Raw genomic sequence first — 19832 nt, forward strand, 5'->3', positions numbered from 1 at the left:
TACCGTAAAAGGTTAGCTGAGCTTACATGAGCGTATTTCCTCCCTTGACCTGCCTGCGCAGCTTCGAAGCCACCTCGCGATTGGGCAGCGTGACCTTGGCGGCCAGGGAACTGCACGTTACCCACTCAGCCATCAGCCAGCAGATCAAGGTGCTGGAAGAGCTCGTCGGTCTGGCCCTGTTCGTGCGCGAAGGTCGCGGCCTGCGGGTGAGCGAAGACGGGCGCCTGTACGCCTTGCAGATTCGCAAGGCGCTGGGAGATATCGCCGAAGCCACGCGCTTGATCCAGGCCCAACCCAAGACCGATGAACTGGTGGTCGCGGTGCTGCCCTCGTTCGGCTGCTCCTGGCTGGTCCCACGCCTGCCGACGTTCCAGGCGTTGTACCCGCATATCCGCATTCGCTTGCAAGCCAGCCTGAGCATTTCCAACCTGCATCAGGAATCGGTCGATATCGGCATCCGCATGGGCGAGGGCGATTGGGACGGCGTGGAGCAGCGGCTGTTGTTTCACGATGAAGTGATCGCCGTGGCCGCGCCTCATTTCAATCATGGGCAGCTGCCGCAGACACCACAGCAGTTCGTCGACAGCCCGATCATCCATAGCACCGAGTCCTGGCTGCCATGGTGCGAGGCGGCGGGCGTCGAGATGTCCGGCGAGCACGCCGGCTTATGCAGCAATGACTCCAACCTGATCCTGGAGGCGGTGCGCCTGGGGCAGGGCATCGCCCTGGAGCGGCGCAGCCTGGTGCAGGACGCCATCGCCCGTGGCGAACTGGTGCAGCTCGGCGATATCAGTGTGCCCTACGCGTATCCCTACTGGCTGGTCTGGCCGCCCCGCGAAGGTTCGCACACCAAGCAGCAGGCGTTTTCCCAGTGGTTGTTCAAGGAAGTGGACAGTTACCTGGGGCAATTGAAAGGCGTTACCGATAAGTGTCCACCCAGCGCTCAAGGATGAAGGCTGGGTTGTGACGCAACCCCAACCTTTGGTTTAGTCTGGGTCGATTCGTTGACCTCAAGCACATCAGGAGTCGTGAGCATGACCGAATACGTACCCCCCAAGGTCTGGACCTGGGACACCGAAAGTGGCGGCACATTCGCCAGTATCAACCGGCCCATCGCCGGGGCGACCCACGACAAGGTACTGCCGGTCGGCAAACACCCGCTGCAGTTGTACTCGCTGGCCACGCCCAATGGGCAGAAAGTCACGATCCTGCTCGAAGAGCTGCTGGCCCTCGGGCATACCGGCGCGGAATACGACGCCTGGCTGATCAAGATCGGCGACGGCGACCAGTTCGGCAGCGGCTTTGTCGCGGTGAACCCGAACTCGAAAATCCCCGCCTTGCTCGACCGCAGCGGCGCCACGCCGATTCGCGTATTCGAGTCCGGCGCGATCCTGCAGTACCTGGCGGAGAAATTCGGGGCGTTCTTCCCGACCGAACCTGCGGCCCGCGCCGAGTGCCTGTCGTGGCTGTTCTGGCAGATGGGCAGCGCGCCGTACCTGGGCGGTGGCTTCGGGCATTTCTACGCCTATGCGCCGAGCAAGATGGAGTACCCGATCAACCGCTTTGCCATGGAAACCAAGCGCCAACTGGATGTGCTCGACAAGCGCCTGGCCGTGAGCGAGTACATTGCCGGTGACGACTACACCATCGCCGACATCGCCATCTGGCCCTGGTACGGCGGCCTGGTCAAAGGCCGCCTGTATGACGCGGCGCAGTTCCTTTCGGTGCAGGATTACAAACATGTGCTGCGCTGGGCCGATGCGATCGAGGCGCGCCCGGCGGTGCAGCGTGGACGACGGGTCAACCGGGTGTCCGGGCCGCTCGAAGAGCAACTGCCGGAGCGGCACGATGCGCGCGATTTCGAGCGCTGAGGTCGATGAGGCTCAGCTCAACAACCCGGTGCTGACCGCCACGATCAAGAAGATCCCCAGCAGCGCACGGTAGATCACGAACGGCCAGGTGGAGAACCGCTCCAGGAACTTCATCAGGCCCCAGATCGCGAAGAACGCCGAGACGCTGGCGACTACCAGGCCAAACAGCAAGTGCGGCCAGGCATGCACCGGCATATCGGCGTGCAGCAGCACCCACAGCTCCTTCAAGCCGGCGAGGGCGATCGCCGGCAGGCCCAGCAGAAAGGAGAAACGCGCAGCCTCTTCACGCTTGAAATTGAGGAACAGCGCGGCGGTCAGTGTGGAGCCGGAGCGCGAGACCCCGGGAATCAAGGCGCCAATCTGTGCGATACCGACGATCAACGCATCGCGCAGGCGCATTTCGCTCACCTCCCGCGTATGCCGCGCACGCAGTTCGGCCGCCGCCAGCAACACTGCCATCACCACGCAGGCAATGCCGATCACCATCAGCCCGCGCAGCGGCGAGTTACAGGCATTCAAGGTCGACGACAACGCCAGGCCGGCAATGCAGATCGGAATGGTCGCCAGCACAATCGCCACCGCCAGCTTGAACCACTGATTGTTGTAGTCACCCTGGCGCACCGCGCCAATGCTGCCGGTGACCACCTGGCGCACATCGCGCCAGAAGTAACTGACCACCGCCGCCAGCGCCGCCAGTTGCATCGCCGCCGAAAACGCCGAGCCCGGGTCTTGCCAGCCGAGCAGGGCGGGGACCACACGCATATGGGCGGTGGACGACACCGGCAACAATTCGGTAATGCCCTGGATCACGCCCAGGATGAAAATCTGCAGGTAATCCAGGGAGGCGAAGCCCACATCCAGGCCGGCGGAACAGACGTTGGTCAAAGTACATGTCCTTGAGAAAAAAGAGGCAGCCGGCGAAGTTTATTCGAAATGTTTCGAAGGTTCGGACGGGGCGGCAGCTATTTGCAATCGGTTCAGCAAGTAGAAAGGTTCATGCCGCTATTGGACTGGGGCAGCGTTTTGTGAACAATGGCGCCCTGCGTTTTTTCACCGAGAGCCTCATGCCTGAAACCACCGTCGAATTGATCCAGACCGGCCCGGAAGCGTCCGAGCTGATCCGCAATCTGTACCAGTACTACGCCTATGAGTCCTCGGACTGGGAGCAGGAAGATGTCGAGGCGGACGGCCGTTTCTACATCCATGACGAACACCTGAACCGCTATTGGCACGACCCGCAGTGGAGCGCCAACCTGCTGCTGGTCGACGGTTATATCGCCGGCTTCCTGCTGATCGAAGGCAGTGAATTGCCGGGCATCGATGCCCTGGAACTGGCCGACCTGTTCATCCTCAAGCGCTACCGGCGCAAGGGCATCGGCAGCGCGATCGCCACCCAGGTGCTATGCAGCGGCGCGGCCAACTGGCTGGTGCGTTTCTATGACCAGGATGAAGTGTCCCAGGCGTTCTGGCGCACCGTGCTGGATAACCTGCCACGCCCGGTGCAGACCCTCGAACTGGACGATGATCCGCAACTGACCAGTTACCTGATCACGCGGGCGTCGTTGCACTAAACGCTGCGCTCGCTGAAAAAAGCCTGCTGCATGGCCTGGGGCGGCTGCCCGAAGGCGCGCAGAAACGCCTGGCGCATGCGCTCGCGGTCGCCGAAGCCGGTTTCGCGGGCGACCACCTCGACCGGGTGGCGGCTGGTTTCCATCATCGCCCGCGCCGCTTCCACCCGCAGGGATTCGATGGCCTTGGCCGGTGTCTGCCCGGTTTCTTCGCGAAACACCCGGCTGAACTGACGCGGGCTGAGCCGGGCGACATCGGCCAGGGCTTCCACCGACAGGTCGTGGGTCAGGTTCTCGCGGGCATAGGCCAGGGCCAGTTGGATGCGGTCGGATTTGGGGTCCAATTCCAGCAACGCCGACAACTGCGACTGTTCGCTGCCCCGACGCTGGGCAATCACCAGCTTGCGCGCGATGCGCCGGGCGAGGTCGCTGCCCAGGTCGTTCTCCACCATTGCCAGCGCCAGGTCGACCCCAGCGCTCATGCCGGCGCCGGTCCAGATCTGGCCGTCGACGATGAACAGTTTGTCTTCTTCCAACTGAATATCCGGGTAGCGCTTGCGAAACGCCGGTGCGTGAATCCAGTGAGTGGTGGTGCGCTTGCCCGCCAATAACCCGGCCTCGGCCAGCACGAAGATGCCCATGCACAGCGAGGCGACACGCCGCGATTGAGCGGACGCGGCCTTGACCAGCGCCAGCAGGTTGGCCTCCGGCAGGCGAAATTCCAGGTAACCGCTGACGATCAGGGTGTCATAGCCCTGCGGCCGGATCGACGTGGTGTTCACCGAGAACCCCTGGGACGTCATCACCGCGCCGCCGCTTTCCGACACCAGGTGAAACTCGTAGGCCGGCTCGCCGCGCAGCAGGTTCGCGCACTCGAACACCGAGCCCAGGCTGAGGCTCAGGGACTGGAAGTTCGGGTAAACCATCAGCGCAACGCTATGCATCGCCATACTCCAACGCGGGCGGGAGGGGCGATTGTCGGCGCGTGCCGGGAAAACGGCAACCGGGTTCGGCGCATGTCCGCAATCCTTGCGGATATGACATTGTGGGCGCCCGGCCCGGCTCCTAACATTCACCCCATGCACTAGACGACTGGTCTAATCGGACGGAGTGAAGCATGCACAGCGCCAGCAAAAGTCCACGGCAGACCATTCTCGACGCGGCGCAATCGATTGTCGGCGCCAAAGGGTTTTCTGCGGTGGGGTTGAACGAAATCCTGCAAGCCGCCGATGTGCCCAAAGGTTCGTTCTATCACTACTTCCACTCCAAAGATGCATTCGGTGTGGTATTGCTCGACCACTACTTCGATCACTACGTAGAAGGCATGGCGCAACTGTTCGAGCAGCCTGGGTTGTCCCCGCGCGCCAAGTTGATGCGCTATTGGCAAGGCTGGATCGACAACCAGACCGGCTGCACCGACGCGGGCAAATGCCTTGCCGTCAAACTCGGTGCGGAAGTGTCAGACCTTTCAGAACCCATGCGCTTGGCCCTGGATCGCGGCACGTCGAGGACCATCGCCTTGCTTGCCGGCGCGATCGGGCGCGGCGTCGAGGACGGTTCGCTGACAGTGGCGCAAGCCCCGCAAAGCCTGGCCCGGAGCCTGTATGCGTTATGGCTGGGGAGCAGCGTCATGAGCAAGATCACCCGTACATCCGCGCCGTTTGATCAGGCGCTGCTGCTGACCCGACAGCTGTTGGGTTGCCCTGACACACACTGACCTTAACCCTATCGAGGCACTGGAACATGAAAGTATTAATGGTACTGACCTCTCACGACCAGCTGGGCGATACCGGGCGCAAGACCGGTTTCTGGCTCGAAGAATTTGCCGCACCGTACTACGTGTTCAAGGACGCCGGCGCCGATGTGGTGCTGGCGTCCCCGGCCGGCGGCCAGCCGCCACTGGACCCGGCGAGCGATCAAGCGGATGCGCAGACCGAACAGACCCGCCGCTTTGCCGCCGACCCGGCCGCGCAGCAGGCCCTGGCCAACACCGTCAAGCTGGACACGATCAACACCGCCGACTTCGACACCGTGTTCTATCCAGGTGGCCACGGCCCACTGTGGGACCTGGCGGAGTCGCCGGTGTCCATCGCCCTGATCGAGGCGTTCGAGCGGGCCGGCAAGCCCATCGGTTTTGTCTGCCACGCACCGGGTGCCTTGCGCCACGTCAAGGCGGTCAATGGCGCGCCGCTGGTCAAGGGCCGTCGCGTCACTGGCTTTTCCAACGCGGAAGAAGCCGCGGTCGGCCTGACCGATGTGGTGCCGTTCTTGATCGAAAACGATTTCAAGGCACTGGGCGGCAAGTATGAGAAGGGCGCCGATTGGCAATCCTTTGTGCTTGAAGACGGTTTGCTGGTCACCGGGCAGAACCCTGCCAGTTCCAGCGCTGTTGCCAAGACCCTGCTGAAGCTCACCGCATAAGTTAATCAACGGTTTTAAACCTGCATGGATTGGCGGCTCTCAAGAGCCGCCAACGGTTTCGCTCGTCCTGAATTTGGAATCTTTCAAATGACCCACAGTGTTTTAAGTACCCCGATAAAACTCGGGCATCGCACCTTGGCCAACCGCGTCGTCCTGCCACCGCTGACGCGTCAACGCAGCGCGCAACCCGGCGATGTCGCCACTGAGCTGATGGCCGAGTATTACCGTCAACGCGCCTCGGCCGGTTTCATGGTCAGCGAGGGCACTCAGATCGAGCCGCGTGGCCAGGGTTATGCCTGGACGCCGGGCATCTACACCCCGGCGCAGATCGACGGTTGGCGCACCGTCACCGACGCGGTGCATGCCGAAGGCGGGGTGATCTTCGCCCAGCTCTGGCATGTGGGCCGGGTGTCCCACAATGCGTTGCAGCCTGACGGCGCCGCGCCCGTCGCACCGTCCGCGCTGCAGGCGGAACAGGCGAAGGCGTTCATCGCCACCGGGCCTGGCCAGGGTGAACTGGTCCAACCGCCCGTGCCCCGTGCCTTGACCACCCTTGAGGTCAAGGCATTGGTCGGGCACTACGCACAGGCGGCACGCAATGCGTTGGACGCCGGGTTTGACGGGGTGGAGATCCATGCGGCCAACGGTTACCTGGTCAACCAGTTCATCTCGGCCCACGCCAACCAGCGCGACGACGAGTACGGTGGTTCGCTGCACAACCGTCTGCGTTTTTTGCGGGAGATTGTCGAGGCTGTGAGCCAGGTGGTCGGCCCGCAGCGCCTGGGCGTGCGCTTTTCGCCGTTGTTCAGCGGCACCGATCAGGACCGCGTGTACATCGGCCTGGTGGAAGACGACCCGCACCACACCTACCTGGAAGCGATCAAGGTGCTGCAAGCGGCGGGCATCGCCTATGTCTCGATTGCCGAAGCCGACTGGGACAACGCTCCCGACCTGCCCGACACGTTCCGTCAGGCCGTGCGTGACACCTTTACCGGGCGGATTATCTACGCCGGGCGTTACACCGCCGAGCGCGGTGCGCGGTTGGTCTACGCGGGGTTGGCCGACCTGATTGCGTTCGGGCGGCCCTTCATTGCCAACCCGGACTTACCGCAACGGCTCTTCAATGGCTGGCCGTTGAATCCGCTGCGGGCGGAGGGGATGTATGGTGGCAATGAAGTGGGCTATATCGATTACCCGGTGCATGCCCAATAGGTCATTTCTCGTGCGAGCTGTCGGGCCCTGCCAAGGCCCGACAGTGACGGCATCAGGCGTCACGCCACCTGCAACACAATCTTGCCGATATGATCCCCACCTTCCATCCGGGCATGGGCCTGGGCGGCGTCGGTGTAGGCGTAGACCTTGTCGATGATCGGCAGGCAACGCCCGGCGGCCAGCACAGGCCATACCTGTTCGCGCAGCTGTTCGGCGATCATGGCCTTTTCCTCGCGGGTGCGGGGGCGCAACAGTGAACCGGTTATCACCGCGCGTTTGCCGAGGATGGTCAGCAGGTCGACGTCATGCGCCTTGCCGCCGCCGAGAAAGCCGAGCATGACCAGGTGACCGTCCATGGCCAGGGCCTTGAGGTTATTGTTCAGGTACGAGGCCCCCATGATGTCGAGGATTACATCAACCCCCTGATCGGCGGTCTTCTGCGCGATGACGTCGGCGAAGTCCTGCTCGCGGTAGTTGATCGGTTCGGCGCCCAGCTTGGCGATGGCGGCGCATTTGTCGGCGCTGCCGGCGGTGGCGAAGGCCTCGATACCGAATTCGCGGCAGAGCATCAGCGCGGTGGTGCCGATGCCACTGGTGCCGCCGTGGATCAACACGCGCTGGCCTTTATGCGCGCCAGCGAGGCCGAACAGGTTGGACCACACGGTGAAGAACGTTTCCGGCACGGCGGCGGCTTGAATCCAGTCCATGCCCTCGGGGATCGGCAACGCCTGGCTGGCGGGCACCGCGCAAAACTGGGCATAGCCGCCGCCATTGGTCAGGGCACACACCTTGTCGCCAATGGCGTATGCGCTGACGCCGTCGCCGAGCGCCACCACTTCACCGGCCACTTCCAGCCCCGGAATCAGGCTCATGCCGGGTTTCAGCGGGTACTTGCCGGCGCGTTGCAAGGCGTCCGGGCGATTGACCCCGGCCGCCTGCACACGGATCAGGATCTCGCCGGGGCCCGCCACCGGTACGGCGACCCGCCGCGGTTGCAGGACGTCGGGGCCGCCGGGCTGGGTGATTTCGATCAGGGTCATTTCGTGCGGGAGCGTCATTCGAGAGTTCCTGTGGCGATGAGCGTATGGGTTGGGACCGCCTCTGACGGGCGGCGGTTCAGCAGGATCATGCCCAGTTCCAGCAGCAGCGCGACCACGATGGCCCCGGCCGCGATCATGAACAACAGGGCATGCTGGCCGCCGCTGCCGTTGAACAGCGCCGAGTAGGCAAAGCCTGCCAGCGCCTGGAACGTGGCGAAAGATACCGTAGCGCGGCTCCAGGCGAGCTGTTGATGGTGATGGTTGGGCACCAGCTCATGAACCCGCGCCAATGCCAGCGGCACGATACCCGGCGGGAACGAACCGAGGATCACCGCCAGCAGCGCCAACGCGGTGAACGAACTGGAGATCGGCAGCAGGCCGATCGTAATCGCCTGCACCGCCAGCACCAGGCGGATGCTCAGGCGCGCACCGAGCTTGTCGGCGAGAAATCCATACGTGACCGGGCCGACAATCGCCCCCAGGCCGTACATTACCCAGATCATCGCCCCGACGTGCGGCCCGGCCCCCAGGCCACGGGCGACGTAGTCCACCAGGAACACCATGGCTGGCACCAACCCGGCGGCCATGAACGCGTATTGCCCAAACAGCAGGTATACGCCCGGCGGGGTCGCGACGGATGCGTTGGCTTGCGGTGCCGCTTCATGCAGGGTGCCCGAAGGCCAGCCGAACCAGCTCGCTGCCGTCAATACCAGCGCCAACAGGCCCAGGCCGAACCACGTCTGTTGCAAACCCAGGCTCAACAACGGCGGCACAATCGTCCCGGAGCCTGCAATGCCCAGGCCGATGCCGAGGAAGATCGCGCCGCTGGCCAGGCCCCGACGTGCCGCGGGTACGTGGGGCAACACCGTCGCCGCCACCAGCACCATGATCGCGCCCCCGGCGATGCCCGACAGCAGGCGCCAGGCGAAGAACCAGAGCAACGACAAGGGAAAGCCACAGGCAAAGAACGCCAGGGTCACGGCCACCATCATCAGTCGCAAGGCGGCCGTGTTCGAGGTGCGCCGGGCGAGGGGCCGTCCGATCAGGGCGCCGACCAGGTAGCCCACCAGGTTGGCGGCGCCGAGGTACACCACGTCACTGGCGGCAAACCAGTGAGCCTGGATCAGCGAGGGGATCAGCGGGGTATAGGCGAAGCGCGCCAGGCCGATGCTGACCAGGCTGGCGCACAGGCCGGCGAAGATCGGTAACCACAGTGCGCGGCGGGGCGGGGTGTGAGTGTCGGGCATGACGGCGGTCCTGAGGGTTTTCTCTGGCGCTCAGCATAGTCCCGTTGCATGATGCAATAACGCTGCGAGTATGCGGCACATCGATGCATATATGCAGCATAAGGAGAGGGCATGAATTGGGACGATGCACGGGTCTTCCTGGCGGTGTGCCGCGAGTCGACCTTACGTGGCGCGGCGCGGGTGCTGGGGGTTGACCAGGCCACCGTCGGCCGACGGATCAACGCGCTGGAAAAGTCCTTGAGCGCCACCCTGTTCCTGCGCACCTCCGAAGGCTACGCGCTGACCGCCGTCGGCGAAGCCGCCCTGCGCAGCGTGGAAAAAATGGAGCGCTCGGCCCTCGAGCTGGAGCGCCAGATACAAGGCTTGGACGAACGCCTGACCGGCACCGTGCGGGTCAGTACCACCGACTCGTTGGCCATCGATTTTCTGATCCCGGCGATTGCCCGCTTGCACGAGCAGCACCCCGACGTGCGCGTGCATCTGGACGCGTCCACCCAGTTTCTCAGCCTGGCCAAGCGCGAAACCGACATCGCCGTGCGTAACATGCGCCCGGACAGCCCTGACCTGATCGCGCGGCGTATCGCACGTTGGCCGGTTGGGTTGTTTGCCTCCCAGGCTTATATCGATCGCCACGGCGCACCGGAGCCCGGCAGCCTGTTCGAAGGCCATGATCTGGTGGTGTACCACGCCTATCTGCAGAGCCAGAAGGACATGACCCTGGTCTGCGAACCCCTGGGCCGCGGCCGCATCGCGGCCACCCTGAGCTCCGGCCTGCTGGTGCGCCGTTCCATTGCCGCCGGCATCGGTATCGGTGAAATGCCGGTGTGTACCGGCGAACGCGACGGGCTGGTGCGTCTCTGGCCGGAGCGCACTCGGCCGATGCCTTACGACGTCTGGCTGGTGACCCACGCCGACCTGCGCCACACCGCGCGGGTGCGGGTGGTGATCGATGAAATCGTCGCGGGGTTTGCCGGCACCGGGGAGTGAGGTCAGCACACGCTTGCAAGCTCGCCGGCATCTTTGCGCACACAATCGGCGGCAGTCATCTCACGGACAGGTCGCTTATGAACGAATCAAGAAATCAGGATGTGGGTCTGCTGTTTCTGCGGGTCAGCGGCGCACTGTTTCTGTGTTGGGTGCATGGCATGCCCAAACTGCTCAATTACAGCGAGCAATTGAAACTGATCGAAGACCCGTTTCACCTCGGCGCTCACGTTACGTTGCTGCTGGCGATTGGCGCCGAAGTGCTGTGCCCGCTGTTGATCATCGCCGGGGTGCTGGTGCGCCTGGCCTGCCTGCCGATCCTCGCGGTGCTGTTGATCGCGATGCTGGTGGTGCACCCGGAGTGGACGTTGCTGGAAGGGCAGTTCGGCTGGCTGCTGTTGATCATTTTCACCAGCGTGCTGATCGCCGGGCCGGGTCGCTTCACCCTCGGTCAGCGTTTTGCCTGAGCAAAAAAAGGCCGGGCAAGCCCGGCCAAATAAGGAGAGCGGGATCTAAGCGGTTCAGCGGTTCAGGAACGCCAGCAGGTCTTCGTTCAATGCCTGGGCGTGGGTCACTGCAAACCCGTGCGGCGCGTCTTTGTAGACCTTCAGCTCGGCGCCCTTGATCATCTCGGCCGCTACCTTGCCGGTGGTTTCGAACGGTACGATCTGGTCGCCATCGCCGTGGATCACCAGGGTCGGCACGTCGATCTTGGCCATGTCCGGGCGGAAGTCGGTCTCGGAGAAGGCGGTGACGCAATCCACGGTCGACTTGAGCGATGCCAGCAGGGCGATCTGCAGGGTTTGCGTCAGTACGCCGTCGGAGACTTTCTGGCCTTTGTTGATGCCGAAGAACGCCGAGTTGAAATCAGCAATGAACTGCGCCCGATCCTTCAGCAGGCCGGCCTTGATACCGTCGAACACATCGGTGGGCACACCCTGCGGGTAGTCCGGTTTCTGACCGAACAGCGGCGTCACCGCGCCCAGCAGCACCAGGCCGGCGACACGGGCACTGCCGTGGCGGGCGATGTAGCGCGCGACGTCGCCGCCACCCATGGAAAAGCCGACCAGGGTCACGTCCTTGAGGTCCAGGTGTTCGATCAGTTGGGCGATATCGTCGGCAAAGGTGTTGTAGTCGTTACCGCTCCACGGCTGATCCGAGCGCCCGAAACCCCGGCGGTCAAACGCAATGGTGCGAAAGCCGCGGCTGCTCAGGTATTCCATCTGGTATTCCCACATGTCGGCGTCCAGCGGCCAGCCATGGCTGAACAACACGGGTTTACCGCTGCCCCAGTCCTTGAAGTAGATCTGGGTACCGTCTTTGGCAACGAATGTGCTCATGGAAAACTCCTTGGTTGAGGAACGAAAAACATCAGGATCACTATTGCCCCAAACCGGGCAACGGGCTTGTATGGGTGTGCTTGCTTGGGTTCACCAACTGAACTTGAGCTCTACCCCCAAATAATTACTGTCGTCGCCTCCGGCATCGCGCAAGGTCCGGCCGACTGCGTAATGCACCGCTTCAACCGCGCCGCTGAGGTTTGGCGTAAATACATAGTCGGTACGCAGTTGAGCGTAAGCACCGGTCCAGCGATCACCCTGGCCTGCGGTGCCGGCGACCGGCAAGTTCGGCTGGGTGTAGACCGCGTCGCTGGTGGTCTGCCGCCAGAGCAGGCCGACGGCGGTCTGCACGCTCAGCTTGTCGACAGGCTGAACGGTGATCGAGGGCTTGACGTGAATCAGGTTGCTGTAGCCCGTATAGCCCGCCAGGGAAAAATAGTAGCCGTTGGGAAACAGCGGGTTGAAAGTGCCGAGGGTGCCGTCGCCGGCTTTACGGTCGCCCGAGGCAATATCCAATTGCAGGCCGATGCGCGGTTTCCACGCCAGGCTATCGAAGGTGTATCCGGTGCGGCTGCCGCCGGCCCAGGCGCGAATGTCCTTGTGGCCTACCGAGCCGCTTTGCAGCATGGCTTCGATGTCCCAGTCGAAACCCTGGGCCGCCCCGCCCAGGCGTGCGTCGACGAAATGCCGGGTTTCATCGCCGTCCGCATCCAGATAGTGCGCGGCGCTGCGCTCATACACGCCGTAGTAGGCTGACAGTTCATTCTTGCCGCCTACCAGTCGCTCGACCCGCAGCATATGAAAGCGCGCATCGCTGTTGGATGTGTCGTCGAAGTGCCGCCCGTCCTGATACTGCACCGGCTGGCTGGCGATGCCGATAAAGCGCCACTGACGGGTCTCCCAGTCGGCCCACAGCGCATCAAAGGATTGCCGTACATTCGGGCCGTCCCGCGACGAGATGAAACGCTGCAAGTCAAAGGCAAAGTCCTGGCGGCCGATACGGCTCTTGAAGGTGCCGGCGTCGAAGGTGTTGATGTATTCGGCGAAGGCCAGGCGTAGGTCCACGCGGTTCTGATCGGCGCCGCCGATCGTGGTCTTGTCGTAGGCCCGCACATCTTCGAGTTGGGTGAACACACGCCAGTTTTCATTCAAGTGCAGGTCAGCATGGACCTGGAAGCGTTGGAGCAAGTAGCTATCACGGGCCACATTGTGTACGCCAAAACCGCTGGCATCGTTCATCTCGAAGCGCTCGCGCAATGTTGCGCCGAGGGACAGGTAGGTGAATGGGTTGGCGCTGGACAGCGGGAGGTACTTCAAGCTGTCCAGTGGCTGCGTGCGCAGCGCCGGATCGCTGAGTACGGACCAGTCTTCCTGCCAGCGGTTGGTCTTGATCGCCGGTCGCGTGGCCAACTCGTCTGCATGGCCACTGCTGGCGAGCAGCGGCCACAGCACAGCCAGGCCCCAGCCGGTGCGTCGAGTCATTGGCATGGGCTCAGTGCACCGTATTGAGCTGGTGAATTTCCGCGATATAGCCGCCCGGGAATTCAACCAGCGCGCTGCGCCGGTTTTTACTGGTGAAGGCCGGCACCAGCACTTTGGCACCCGAGCCGGTGGCTTTACCGAGCGTGGCGGTCAGGTCCGCCACTTGGTAGCCGGTGGTTTCATGCCCAAACGGGTAGGGCAGTTGGCCGTTAGTGACCAGCACCGTCATGCGTCCGAACGGCGATTCGATCTCGACGCGCCGGTAGGTGCCGCTGACCTGGCCCACATCGACCGCGGATGCGTGCTTGTCATCGGCCAGCACCTTGCCATGGGAGAAGCCCAGGAACGACCGGATGAACGTGTCGGCGCGATCGGCGGAGAGGTAAACGCGGTTTTCCGGTAGGGTCTGGAACGCCGCGTAGTCTGGGGTCTTGGTGTGCCAGTAGAGCTGCATGTTCACACCACCTGGCCATTGGATCACCGCGTCCCGGCCAATCGGGTCGGGAAAATCGCTGACGATCACCGCCGCACCGTTGTCCCGGGCGGCTTTGAGCGCTGCGTCCATGTCCTTGACCAGATAGCCGTTGCGCTCCTGGCCGAACGGATGCGGGATGGGGGTGGTGAAGCCAAACAGCGACACTGTGCCTGCTGGCGTCTGCAGCAACTGCGAGGTGGTGCTGCTGGGCACCGGCAGCACATTCACCACCACCTGAGGCGTGCTCCTGCCGCCGAAAGTGGCGAGGAAGCTCTGGGTGAAACGGTCCACATCGGCCGGGGCGACGTACACATGGCTAGTGTCATATTGCGGTGCCACGGCGACCGCTGGCGTCGCCGCAAAGGCGCAGTTCATCATGGCGCCGGTCAACAGCGTCAATGCCAGCGATACCGTTCTCACTTTTTTGTACATGCCTACTCTCCCGCCTTTTTGGAAAGTCAGGAGATTAGGGGGTAGGGCAGCCAAGCGAATTGTATGGGCGTGCTCGGTTGAGCGGTTCAGCCTTGATGGCCTGTCAGAGGTTCAAGGCCGTTGCGGTTTGACCGACGTCCCGAACGTATTGCCCATGCGAATGCTGGTCGCCGCCGGGGTGGACAGTCCCACCTGATTCGGCGGCCGCTTCTGCACCGGTACGTTCTGCGCCTCGCGGTTTTTCTGCGCCGCCTTGGCCGCGTCCGCGTTGTTGCCCATCTGCTGGCCCAGGCAGCCATAGTCAGGAGCCTTATAGCCATCCACCGTCACCTCGGTGCAGCCTTTGGCGGCGGTTTCGGCGTGGGCGAGCAGGGGCAGCGCGGTACACAGCAACAGGCTGGCGAGGGTGGGGAGTCGCTTCATGGGGCCTCCTGGCGGGCCTGGGGAATTGGGCCGATAAGGCTTGAAAGTGTAGTGCAGCGGGTTTCCCATCACCGTGATGTTTTTTTTGCTATCACCGTAACATCAGGTTCATAAACTGGCCTCAGGATGACGGTTTTCAAGGACACGTCGGCCGTGCAGCGATGCAGAGCGGGGGGTGAACAGTGGGGCTTGCGGCGCGCCATCGGTGCCCTGGCCTTGCTGTTGCTGCTGGCGCTGGGTACCCCGGCGAGGGCAGAGCCGCCGCTGTTGATACTGGACCTGCCGGCACAAGATCTGGAACACGCACTGCAAGCGTACAGCCGCGCCACTGGCATGGCGGTGCTGGTCGACCGTGAACTGACGCGGGGCCGGCGCTCCATCAGCGTGCGCGGGCGCTTCACGGCGCAGGAGGCTTTGGCGATGTTGCTGACGGGGAGTGGCCTGATGGCGCGCTATGCACGCAGTGACGCGTTCACCTTGCAACTGCCCGAGGTCAGCCAACCCCCTGCCACCCGTGGTGCATCGGCACGCAACGCAGCACGGATCAACAACAGCTATGCCGCGGCGTTGCAACAGGCGATCGAAACCAGCCTGTGCCGTTCGCCGTTGACCCACCCCGGCAGCTTCAGAGCGCTGGTGCAGGTCTGGGTCAGCCCTCAAGGGCTGATCGAATACAGCCGGTTGGTCAGTTCCACCGGCGATGAACAACGCGATGAAGCCCTGGTGCGCAGCCTGGGCGCTGCCCGGGTCGAACGCCCGGCGCCGAGCTCGCTGCGCCAGCCGGTGACTTTACTTTTGATGCCCGACACAACAGGAACGCGCATGGAATGCACAGCAGGGAAAGGAGCCTGGGGCGGATGAAAGATTCCGGGCACAGCACGATGGTCAGCCTGTTCCTGGCGTCCTACGAGGAGTTCAAGGTGCGTCTGCGCAAGCGCCTGGGCTCAGAGGACCTGGCCAACGATGTGCTGCACGAAACCTACCTGCGCGTCGATCGCATGGACATGCCGCCGAACCTGGCGCAGCCCAATGCCTACCTGTACCGCATGGCCTTGAACATCGCCGCCGATCGCCGCGAAGCCGACGCCCGGCTGTTGACCGGCAGCGAAGTCGAAGAGCTGCTGCAAAGCGCCGACGAAGCCCAGGACCCCTCGCGGGTAGTGGGCGGGCAGAAAGAAATCCAGTCCCTGGTCAAGGCGCTCTACGAACTGCCGGCGCGCCGTCGCAAGATCCTCATCGCCGCGCGCCTGGAAGAAGCGCCGCACCTGGAAATCTCCCAACGTTTCGGCATTTCCACGCGCATGGTCGAAAAGGAAATCAAGGCCGCCCTGGGCCACTGTGCCAAGCGCCTGGAAAGAAAAGTGATCCAGCGGTTCGGTCCCGGGGCCGGAAAACCGTCTTAGTGTTGAGTCCCTGATAAATCCGTGAGTATTTGCGCGCTTGAACATTTTTAGCCTCTCCACCGCCCGGGCAACCCCCGCCAGCCCATTGCACGATGAAGCCCGCGACTGGCTGCTTCTGCTGACCTCGGGCCGCGCCACCGTAGCCGATGCCAAGGCCCTGAAAGCGTGGTGCGCCCAGAGCCCGGAGCATGCCCAGGCGTTCGAGCAGGCCAAGACGTTATGGCGGCAAGTGGGCACGGCGGTTGAACAGGCGCAGCCCCCGCGCCATTTTGGCCGGCGAGCCTTCCTCGGCGGCGCGATAGCGGCGTCGGCGGCGTTGGTGATGGTGGGCGTCGGCGCCCCAGGTGGGCTGGCCGGCTTGACCGCGGACTATCGCACTGCGGTCGGCGAGCAGCGCCAGGTACTGTTGAGCGACGGCGTGAGCCTGGAACTCAATACCCAGACGCGCATCAGCCGGGTGGGGCAGGGGATCGAATTGCTCGAAGGCGAAGTCGAAGTGCTCGCCCATGTGGCCCAGCCGCTCAAGGTCCAGGCCGGCGCTGGCTGGGTCAGTGCGGCACAGGCGCGGTTCAATGTGCGGCATACCGATCGCAACGTGTGCGTCACCTGTATCGAAGGGTGGCTGTCGGTGGATGTCGCCGGACGCACTGTACACATGGAGAGTGGCCGGCAACTCACCTATGGCGCCGCCGGGATCGGCGCGGTGGAGACGGTGGACGCCCAGGCGGTGGTGGCTTGGCGCGAGCAGGTGCTGGTGTTCAACAACGCGACGCTGGCGACGGTGGTGGACGAGATCAATCGCTACCGGCCGGGGATGCTGGTGTTATTGAACAAACAACTGGGCCAGCGCCGGGTGCAGGCGCGGTTCAGTTTGCAGCAGTTGGCGGGGGTGGCGTTGTTGATTCGTGATGCGTATGGGGCGAAGTGTACGGAATTGCCGGGGGGGGTGGTGTTGTTGAGTTAGGTTGACCGGGCATTTTTTTTGGATTGGGTTGGATTGAGTACATATCCGTTATTTAGGTTACGGCGGCTTATGGTTCCGGTCCGTACAAAAAGCCCCAAAGTAACCAAAGGGCTCTTGCCCCACCACTTGGTGCCTCGCCTAAGATCAAAAGCCAAAGCGAGGCGGCCTTATAGCCGACCTGATCCTGGAAGCCGAACCGGGTCAAAAATGTGGGAGGGGGCTTGCCCCCGATAGCAATATGTCAGCCACTACATGCATGACTGACCCACCGCTATCGGGGGCAAGCCCCCTCCCACATTTGGATCTCCATAGATCAGATAGACCTTGCTCTGCTCTTGATCTGCTCTTGATCTTGATCTTGATCTTAGGCGCCCCGTAAAACCACTCGGTGCCTCGCCTAAGATCAAAAGCCAAAGCGAGGCGGCCTTATAGCTGACCTGATCCTGGAAGCCGAACCGGGTCAAAAATGTGGGAGGGGGCTTGCCCCCGATAGCAATATGTCAGCCACTACATGCATGACTGACCCACCGCTATCGGGGGCAAGCCCCCTCCCACATTTGGATCTCCATAGATCAGATAGACCTTGCTCTGCTCTTGATCTGCTCTTGATCTTGATCTTGATCTTAGGCGCCCCGTAAAACCACGCTGGCCGAACGCAGGTGTTACGCAGCGGGTAAACCGGCAGGGATGCCGGTTTAGCCGTCCCGGGCCATGGATGGCCCGTGACGGCGGCCCGCGGAGTAATGCCTGCGTTCGGGCACACCGAGCCTAGGCGAGGTGCCGAGTGGTGGGGCAAGAGCCCTTTGGTTACTTTGGGGCTTTTCCAAAGTGACCCGCTGTAAGAGCGGAACCCTAAGCGGCCGTTACCAAAAAAACGGATATGTCCCCCATCAAAACCCCAAGCCGCCATTACCGAAAAAACGAATATGCCCCCATCACCCAACCCTACCAAAGCGGCCCCACCACCTGCCGATACCGCTCCACCCCCTGCGCCGTCTGCCGCACCAGGCTCACCTCCAGCCCCAGCGGATCTTCCCGCCGATTCCCGCTCAACTGCCGCCAGCCCTTGTCCGCCTCCCAAACCCGCACCTGCAGATCACTGACCCCGGTCAACACCACCACCCCATCCTTAGCCGCCGGCAACGGAAAGCGATCCCGCGCCGGTGCGGCTGCGCGGTACAGGCTGTCGCCCTTGAGCCACCACCGCACCCGTTGCAGCCCATCCGCCGCGACCGGCGCGCTGCGGATCACGTCCAGGCGAAAGCCCTTGCTGTCGGAACTGCGCACCGTCACCGCCGCCAACCCGCTGGGCTTGGTTTTATCGGCTTGCAGAGAAGCCGGCACGCTCAGCTCCACGCTGGCGCGCATGTTGAGATCGCGCTGCAACTGGTTCAGCGCCCGCAACAACGCCTCGGTCTGTTCCGTGCTGGCCTGCAAGTGCTGATCCGCGCGGGTCACGCTGTCGAGGCCGCGCCAGGCGATGAGGCTGACCAGCGCCATCAGCATGATCGCCACCATCACCTCAATCAGCGTGAAGCCTTTCTGCGAGGCACTCATGGCTGGCTCACCACGCGCATCAAACCGGCGGCATCACGTTGCAGGCTGAGGCGGTGTTGCCCGTCGGACAGCTCGACCCGCACCGGCGGGTTGATCCATTCGGCGTCGAGCACCAAGGTTTGCCGGGGCTCGATCGTGACCTGCATCGGCGTGCTCTCCCATAGGCGCGGGCGCAGTTGGGTGTCGCCCTGGAATGACTCCACGCCGAGGCCGTCATCACTGCGACGGTTGAAGCGGAAACCCTTGGCGTCCGCGCGCCAGGTGATCGGCCGCCCATCGGCGCGGGCTTCGGCCTGGGCCACTTGCAGCAATTGACTCAAACGCTCGGCATCTTTGCGCAGCAGGTGCAGCGGGTCGGGCTTGATGGTCAGGCTGATGGCGGCGCTGGCAATGCCGATGATCACCAGCACCACCATCAGTTCGATCAGGGTGAAACCTTGCTGTTTCATGGGGCGGCACCTGGAAAGCTGGCGAGGTTATGAAATAAAAACGTGCGAATTGGCCTGTAGGCTGATGCCACGGACAAACAGGAGGTCCACCCATGGCACTTGCCCTTCGTTTTTCTCCCGCCCTCGGCGTGCAGGCACTGGCCGTGGTTGCCGCGTTGGCCGGCGTGGCGGTCTGGACGCCGTTGCTGCTCACTTCCGCCGAATCCCACACGCCGCCGGCGGCCGCCGAGGTGTTGGCGGCGCGCAGCGATAACCCGGCGTTGCAGTGGTTTTCCACGGCGCCGACGGCATTGCAGGTCAAGGTCTCGGGGGTCTTGGCCGGAGCGCGGGGTGCGGTGGCGATCCTCAGCCTCAACGATGGCCCGCCGCGCAGTTTTCTGCTCGGCGAGCGACTCAGCCCCGGCGTGCGCTTGACGGCCATCGCGGGCGACGGTGTCGAGATCGAGCGCGGCGGCGAGAAGGTGCGCGTGCAGCTCGACACGTTGCTGCAGGCGCCCGCATTGCCACGCCTCACTCGGCCTTGACCTGCGGCCTGGCCAGGGTCGTCGCCAGGCGCGCCAACGGCGGCGCCTCGCGGCTGGCGTCCCGCACCTGCACATCGACCTGCACCAACTGACTGTCGGGGCTGTTGCTGAGGGTCTGCTCGCAACGCAGTTTCAAGCGGCCCTGATCGCACGCGAAGGTCTTCTTACCGCTGCTCAAACGCCCCTCCAACTGCAACTCCGCCAGCCGGCTTTGCGCCGCCAGCATCGCCATCGACTTGTCGCGCAACAGGCCGTTGCTCTGGGTCATCAACCCGGCCACGCGCACGGCCGCGGCCATGGCCACCGCGATGATCGCCAGCGCCACCAGCACTTCAATCAGGGTAAAACCTCGCTCGTTGCGGTGCCTGCGCATGGCGTTCTCAAAGCCTGGAAACAGGTGCGCAGCCTAGCGCTGGCAGTTGACCGATTGGCGACCGAAA

At 63.4% G+C, this 19832-nt stretch carries 23 protein-coding genes; 12 read left to right on the forward strand and 11 right to left on the reverse strand.

Going from position 1 to position 19832, the window contains the following annotated elements; translation table 11 throughout:
* Positions 1-26: 26 nt before the first annotated feature.
* Positions 27-953, forward strand: a complete 927-nt coding sequence (locus C8K66_RS14210) for a LysR substrate-binding domain-containing protein (protein WP_108525133.1) — start codon at positions 27-29, stop codon at positions 951-953.
* Between the two features lie 81 nt (positions 954-1034).
* The gene (yghU, locus tag C8K66_RS14215) at positions 1035-1871 is read left to right on the forward strand and encodes a glutathione-dependent disulfide-bond oxidoreductase (RefSeq protein WP_046383028.1); all 837 of its coding nucleotides are present in this window, start codon (positions 1035-1037) and stop codon (positions 1869-1871) included.
* A gap of 12 nt (positions 1872-1883) precedes the next feature.
* Here the strand turns inward: yghU and C8K66_RS14220 are convergent, their stop codons facing one another.
* Positions 1884-2756, reverse strand: a complete 873-nt coding sequence (locus tag C8K66_RS14220) for an undecaprenyl-diphosphate phosphatase (protein ID WP_017846697.1) — start codon at positions 2754-2756, stop codon at positions 1884-1886.
* Between the two features lie 179 nt (positions 2757-2935).
* Here C8K66_RS14220 and C8K66_RS14225 point away from each other — a divergent pair, with 179 nt between their 5' ends.
* A complete protein-coding gene (locus tag C8K66_RS14225) occupies positions 2936-3442 on the forward strand; it encodes a GNAT family N-acetyltransferase (RefSeq protein ID WP_026139989.1) in 507 nt (168 codons plus the stop codon).
* On the opposite strand, the gene C8K66_RS14230 is transcribed toward C8K66_RS14225, so the two are convergent.
* A complete protein-coding gene (locus C8K66_RS14230) occupies positions 3439-4383 on the reverse strand; it encodes a GlxA family transcriptional regulator (RefSeq protein ID WP_108525135.1) in 945 nt (314 codons plus the stop codon). The two genes, C8K66_RS14225 and C8K66_RS14230, sit on opposite strands and share 4 nt — an antisense overlap.
* A gap of 173 nt (positions 4384-4556) precedes the next feature.
* Here C8K66_RS14230 and C8K66_RS14235 point away from each other — a divergent pair, with 173 nt between their 5' ends.
* The 3 genes from C8K66_RS14235 to C8K66_RS14245 all read left to right on the forward strand — a co-directional run bounded on the left by C8K66_RS14235 (position 4557) and on the right by C8K66_RS14245 (position 7072).
* A complete protein-coding gene (locus tag C8K66_RS14235) occupies positions 4557-5156 on the forward strand; it encodes a TetR/AcrR family transcriptional regulator (protein ID WP_108525137.1) in 600 nt (199 codons plus the stop codon).
* 26 nt (positions 5157-5182) lie between these two features.
* Positions 5183-5860 carry a type 1 glutamine amidotransferase domain-containing protein gene (locus C8K66_RS14240; RefSeq protein WP_108525139.1) on the forward strand — a complete coding sequence of 226 codons (678 nt, stop codon included), beginning with the start codon at positions 5183-5185 and terminating at the stop codon, positions 5858-5860.
* An 87-nt stretch (positions 5861-5947) separates the two neighbouring features.
* Positions 5948-7072, forward strand: a complete 1125-nt coding sequence (locus C8K66_RS14245) for an alkene reductase (protein WP_108525141.1) — start codon at positions 5948-5950, stop codon at positions 7070-7072.
* Between the two features lie 59 nt (positions 7073-7131).
* Here C8K66_RS14245 and C8K66_RS14250 read toward each other — a convergent pair whose 3' ends face one another.
* Together C8K66_RS14250 and C8K66_RS14255 are read right to left on the reverse strand one after the other, a co-directional pair.
* A complete protein-coding gene (locus C8K66_RS14250; protein ID WP_057004383.1) occupies positions 7132-8130 on the reverse strand; it encodes an NAD(P)H-quinone oxidoreductase in 999 nt (332 codons plus the stop codon).
* Entirely contained in the window at positions 8127-9359 is a 1233-nt protein-coding gene (locus C8K66_RS14255) for a YbfB/YjiJ family MFS transporter (RefSeq protein ID WP_108525143.1), read from the reverse strand. Before C8K66_RS14255 ends, C8K66_RS14250 begins: the two co-directional genes overlap by 4 nt.
* Positions 9360-9470: 111 nt before the next feature.
* Here C8K66_RS14255 and C8K66_RS14260 point away from each other — a divergent pair, with 111 nt between their 5' ends.
* Together C8K66_RS14260 and C8K66_RS14265 are read left to right on the forward strand one after the other, a co-directional pair.
* Positions 9471-10346, forward strand: coding sequence for a LysR family transcriptional regulator (locus C8K66_RS14260; protein ID WP_017846689.1), 876 nt, complete (start codon positions 9471-9473; stop codon positions 10344-10346).
* Positions 10347-10423: 77 nt separating this feature from the next.
* Entirely contained in the window at positions 10424-10810 is a 387-nt protein-coding gene (locus C8K66_RS14265; protein WP_026139987.1) for a DoxX family protein, read from the forward strand.
* Between the two features lie 54 nt (positions 10811-10864).
* Here C8K66_RS14265 and C8K66_RS14270 read toward each other — a convergent pair whose 3' ends face one another.
* From C8K66_RS14270 to C8K66_RS14285, 4 genes are all read right to left on the reverse strand, one after another.
* On the reverse strand, positions 10865-11683 hold the full coding sequence (locus C8K66_RS14270; RefSeq protein ID WP_108525145.1) for an alpha/beta fold hydrolase: 819 nt from the start codon (positions 11681-11683) through the stop codon (positions 10865-10867).
* Between the two features lie 90 nt (positions 11684-11773).
* Complete coding sequence (locus C8K66_RS14275; protein ID WP_026139986.1) at positions 11774-13165, reverse strand: alginate export family protein; 1392 nt, start codon at positions 13163-13165, stop codon at positions 11774-11776.
* Positions 13166-13175: 10 nt separating this feature from the next.
* Positions 13176-14072, reverse strand: coding sequence for a hypothetical protein (locus tag C8K66_RS14280; protein WP_057004379.1), 897 nt, complete (start codon positions 14070-14072; stop codon positions 13176-13178).
* A 111-nt stretch (positions 14073-14183) separates the two neighbouring features.
* On the reverse strand, positions 14184-14495 hold the full coding sequence (locus C8K66_RS14285) for a hypothetical protein (protein ID WP_046383038.1): 312 nt from the start codon (positions 14493-14495) through the stop codon (positions 14184-14186).
* Positions 14496-14711: 216 nt separating this feature from the next.
* On the opposite strand from C8K66_RS14285, the gene C8K66_RS14290 reads away from it, so the two are divergent.
* Genes C8K66_RS14290 through C8K66_RS14300 form a run of 3 tightly spaced genes read left to right on the forward strand, consistent with a single transcriptional unit; the run spans position 14712 to position 16862 of the window.
* Positions 14712-15356, forward strand: coding sequence for a secretin and TonB N-terminal domain-containing protein (locus C8K66_RS14290; RefSeq protein WP_046385246.1), 645 nt, complete (start codon positions 14712-14714; stop codon positions 15354-15356).
* Positions 15353-15898: an RNA polymerase sigma factor gene (locus tag C8K66_RS14295; protein ID WP_017846682.1), complete on the forward strand. Its 546-nt coding sequence runs from the start codon at positions 15353-15355 to the stop codon at positions 15896-15898. Before C8K66_RS14290 ends, C8K66_RS14295 begins: the two co-directional genes overlap by 4 nt.
* A 37-nt stretch (positions 15899-15935) precedes the next feature.
* Positions 15936-16862, forward strand: a complete 927-nt coding sequence (locus tag C8K66_RS14300; RefSeq protein WP_017846681.1) for a FecR domain-containing protein — start codon at positions 15936-15938, stop codon at positions 16860-16862.
* Between the two features lie 945 nt (positions 16863-17807).
* Here C8K66_RS14300 and C8K66_RS14305 read toward each other — a convergent pair.
* The gene (locus tag C8K66_RS14305) at positions 17808-18419 is read right to left on the reverse strand and encodes a type II secretion system protein GspJ (protein ID WP_046383039.1); all 612 of its coding nucleotides are present in this window, start codon (positions 18417-18419) and stop codon (positions 17808-17810) included.
* Positions 18416-18868, reverse strand: a complete 453-nt coding sequence (gspH, locus tag C8K66_RS14310; protein ID WP_046383040.1) for a type II secretion system minor pseudopilin GspH — start codon at positions 18866-18868, stop codon at positions 18416-18418. The genes C8K66_RS14305 and gspH overlap by 4 nt, the downstream gene beginning before the upstream one ends.
* A gap of 92 nt (positions 18869-18960) precedes the next feature.
* Between gspH and C8K66_RS14315 the strand changes: the two genes are divergently transcribed.
* Positions 18961-19392: a type II secretion system protein N gene (locus C8K66_RS14315; RefSeq protein WP_108525147.1), complete on the forward strand. Its 432-nt coding sequence runs from the start codon at positions 18961-18963 to the stop codon at positions 19390-19392.
* Here the strand turns inward: C8K66_RS14315 and gspI are convergent.
* Complete coding sequence (gene gspI, locus C8K66_RS14320) at positions 19379-19765, reverse strand: type II secretion system minor pseudopilin GspI (RefSeq protein ID WP_017849134.1); 387 nt, start codon at positions 19763-19765, stop codon at positions 19379-19381. The genes C8K66_RS14315 and gspI overlap by 14 nt on opposite strands.
* Between the last annotated feature and the right edge of the window lie 67 nt (positions 19766-19832).

The sequence above is a fragment of the Pseudomonas sp. GV105 genome, from assembly GCF_003058185.1.
Taxonomy (GTDB): domain Bacteria; phylum Pseudomonadota; class Gammaproteobacteria; order Pseudomonadales; family Pseudomonadaceae; genus Aquipseudomonas; species Aquipseudomonas veronii.

Excerpts from the sequence above, each read along its gene's own strand:
- C8K66_RS14210 (WP_108525133.1), top strand. The coding sequence starts at position 27 with ATGAGCGTATTTCCTCCCTTGACCTGCCTGCGCAGCTTCGAAGCCACC.
- yghU (WP_046383028.1), top strand. The coding sequence starts at position 1,035 with ATGACCGAATACGTACCCCCCAAGGTCTGGACCTGGGACACCGAAAGT.
- C8K66_RS14225 (WP_026139989.1), top strand. The coding sequence starts at position 2,936 with ATGCCTGAAACCACCGTCGAATTGATCCAGACCGGCCCGGAAGCGTCC.
- C8K66_RS14230 (WP_108525135.1), bottom strand. The coding sequence starts at position 4,383 with ATGCATAGCGTTGCGCTGATGGTTTACCCGAACTTCCAGTCCCTGAGC.
- C8K66_RS14235 (WP_108525137.1), top strand. The coding sequence starts at position 4,557 with ATGCACAGCGCCAGCAAAAGTCCACGGCAGACCATTCTCGACGCGGCG.
- C8K66_RS14240 (WP_108525139.1), top strand. The coding sequence starts at position 5,183 with ATGAAAGTATTAATGGTACTGACCTCTCACGACCAGCTGGGCGATACC.
- C8K66_RS14245 (WP_108525141.1), top strand. The coding sequence starts at position 5,948 with ATGACCCACAGTGTTTTAAGTACCCCGATAAAACTCGGGCATCGCACC.
- C8K66_RS14250 (WP_057004383.1), bottom strand. The coding sequence starts at position 8,130 with ATGACGCTCCCGCACGAAATGACCCTGATCGAAATCACCCAGCCCGGC.
- C8K66_RS14255 (WP_108525143.1), bottom strand. The coding sequence starts at position 9,359 with ATGCCCGACACTCACACCCCGCCCCGCCGCGCACTGTGGTTACCGATC.
- C8K66_RS14260 (WP_017846689.1), top strand. The coding sequence starts at position 9,471 with ATGAATTGGGACGATGCACGGGTCTTCCTGGCGGTGTGCCGCGAGTCG.
- C8K66_RS14265 (WP_026139987.1), top strand. The coding sequence starts at position 10,424 with ATGAACGAATCAAGAAATCAGGATGTGGGTCTGCTGTTTCTGCGGGTC.
- C8K66_RS14270 (WP_108525145.1), bottom strand. The coding sequence starts at position 11,683 with ATGAGCACATTCGTTGCCAAAGACGGTACCCAGATCTACTTCAAGGAC.
- C8K66_RS14275 (WP_026139986.1), bottom strand. The coding sequence starts at position 13,165 with ATGACTCGACGCACCGGCTGGGGCCTGGCTGTGCTGTGGCCGCTGCTC.
- C8K66_RS14280 (WP_057004379.1), bottom strand. The coding sequence starts at position 14,072 with ATGTACAAAAAAGTGAGAACGGTATCGCTGGCATTGACGCTGTTGACC.
- C8K66_RS14285 (WP_046383038.1), bottom strand. The coding sequence starts at position 14,495 with ATGAAGCGACTCCCCACCCTCGCCAGCCTGTTGCTGTGTACCGCGCTG.
- C8K66_RS14295 (WP_017846682.1), top strand. The coding sequence starts at position 15,353 with ATGAAAGATTCCGGGCACAGCACGATGGTCAGCCTGTTCCTGGCGTCC.
- C8K66_RS14305 (WP_046383039.1), bottom strand. The coding sequence starts at position 18,419 with ATGAGTGCCTCGCAGAAAGGCTTCACGCTGATTGAGGTGATGGTGGCG.
- gspH (WP_046383040.1), bottom strand. The coding sequence starts at position 18,868 with ATGAAACAGCAAGGTTTCACCCTGATCGAACTGATGGTGGTGCTGGTG.
- C8K66_RS14315 (WP_108525147.1), top strand. The coding sequence starts at position 18,961 with ATGGCACTTGCCCTTCGTTTTTCTCCCGCCCTCGGCGTGCAGGCACTG.
- gspI (WP_017849134.1), bottom strand. The coding sequence starts at position 19,765 with ATGCGCAGGCACCGCAACGAGCGAGGTTTTACCCTGATTGAAGTGCTG.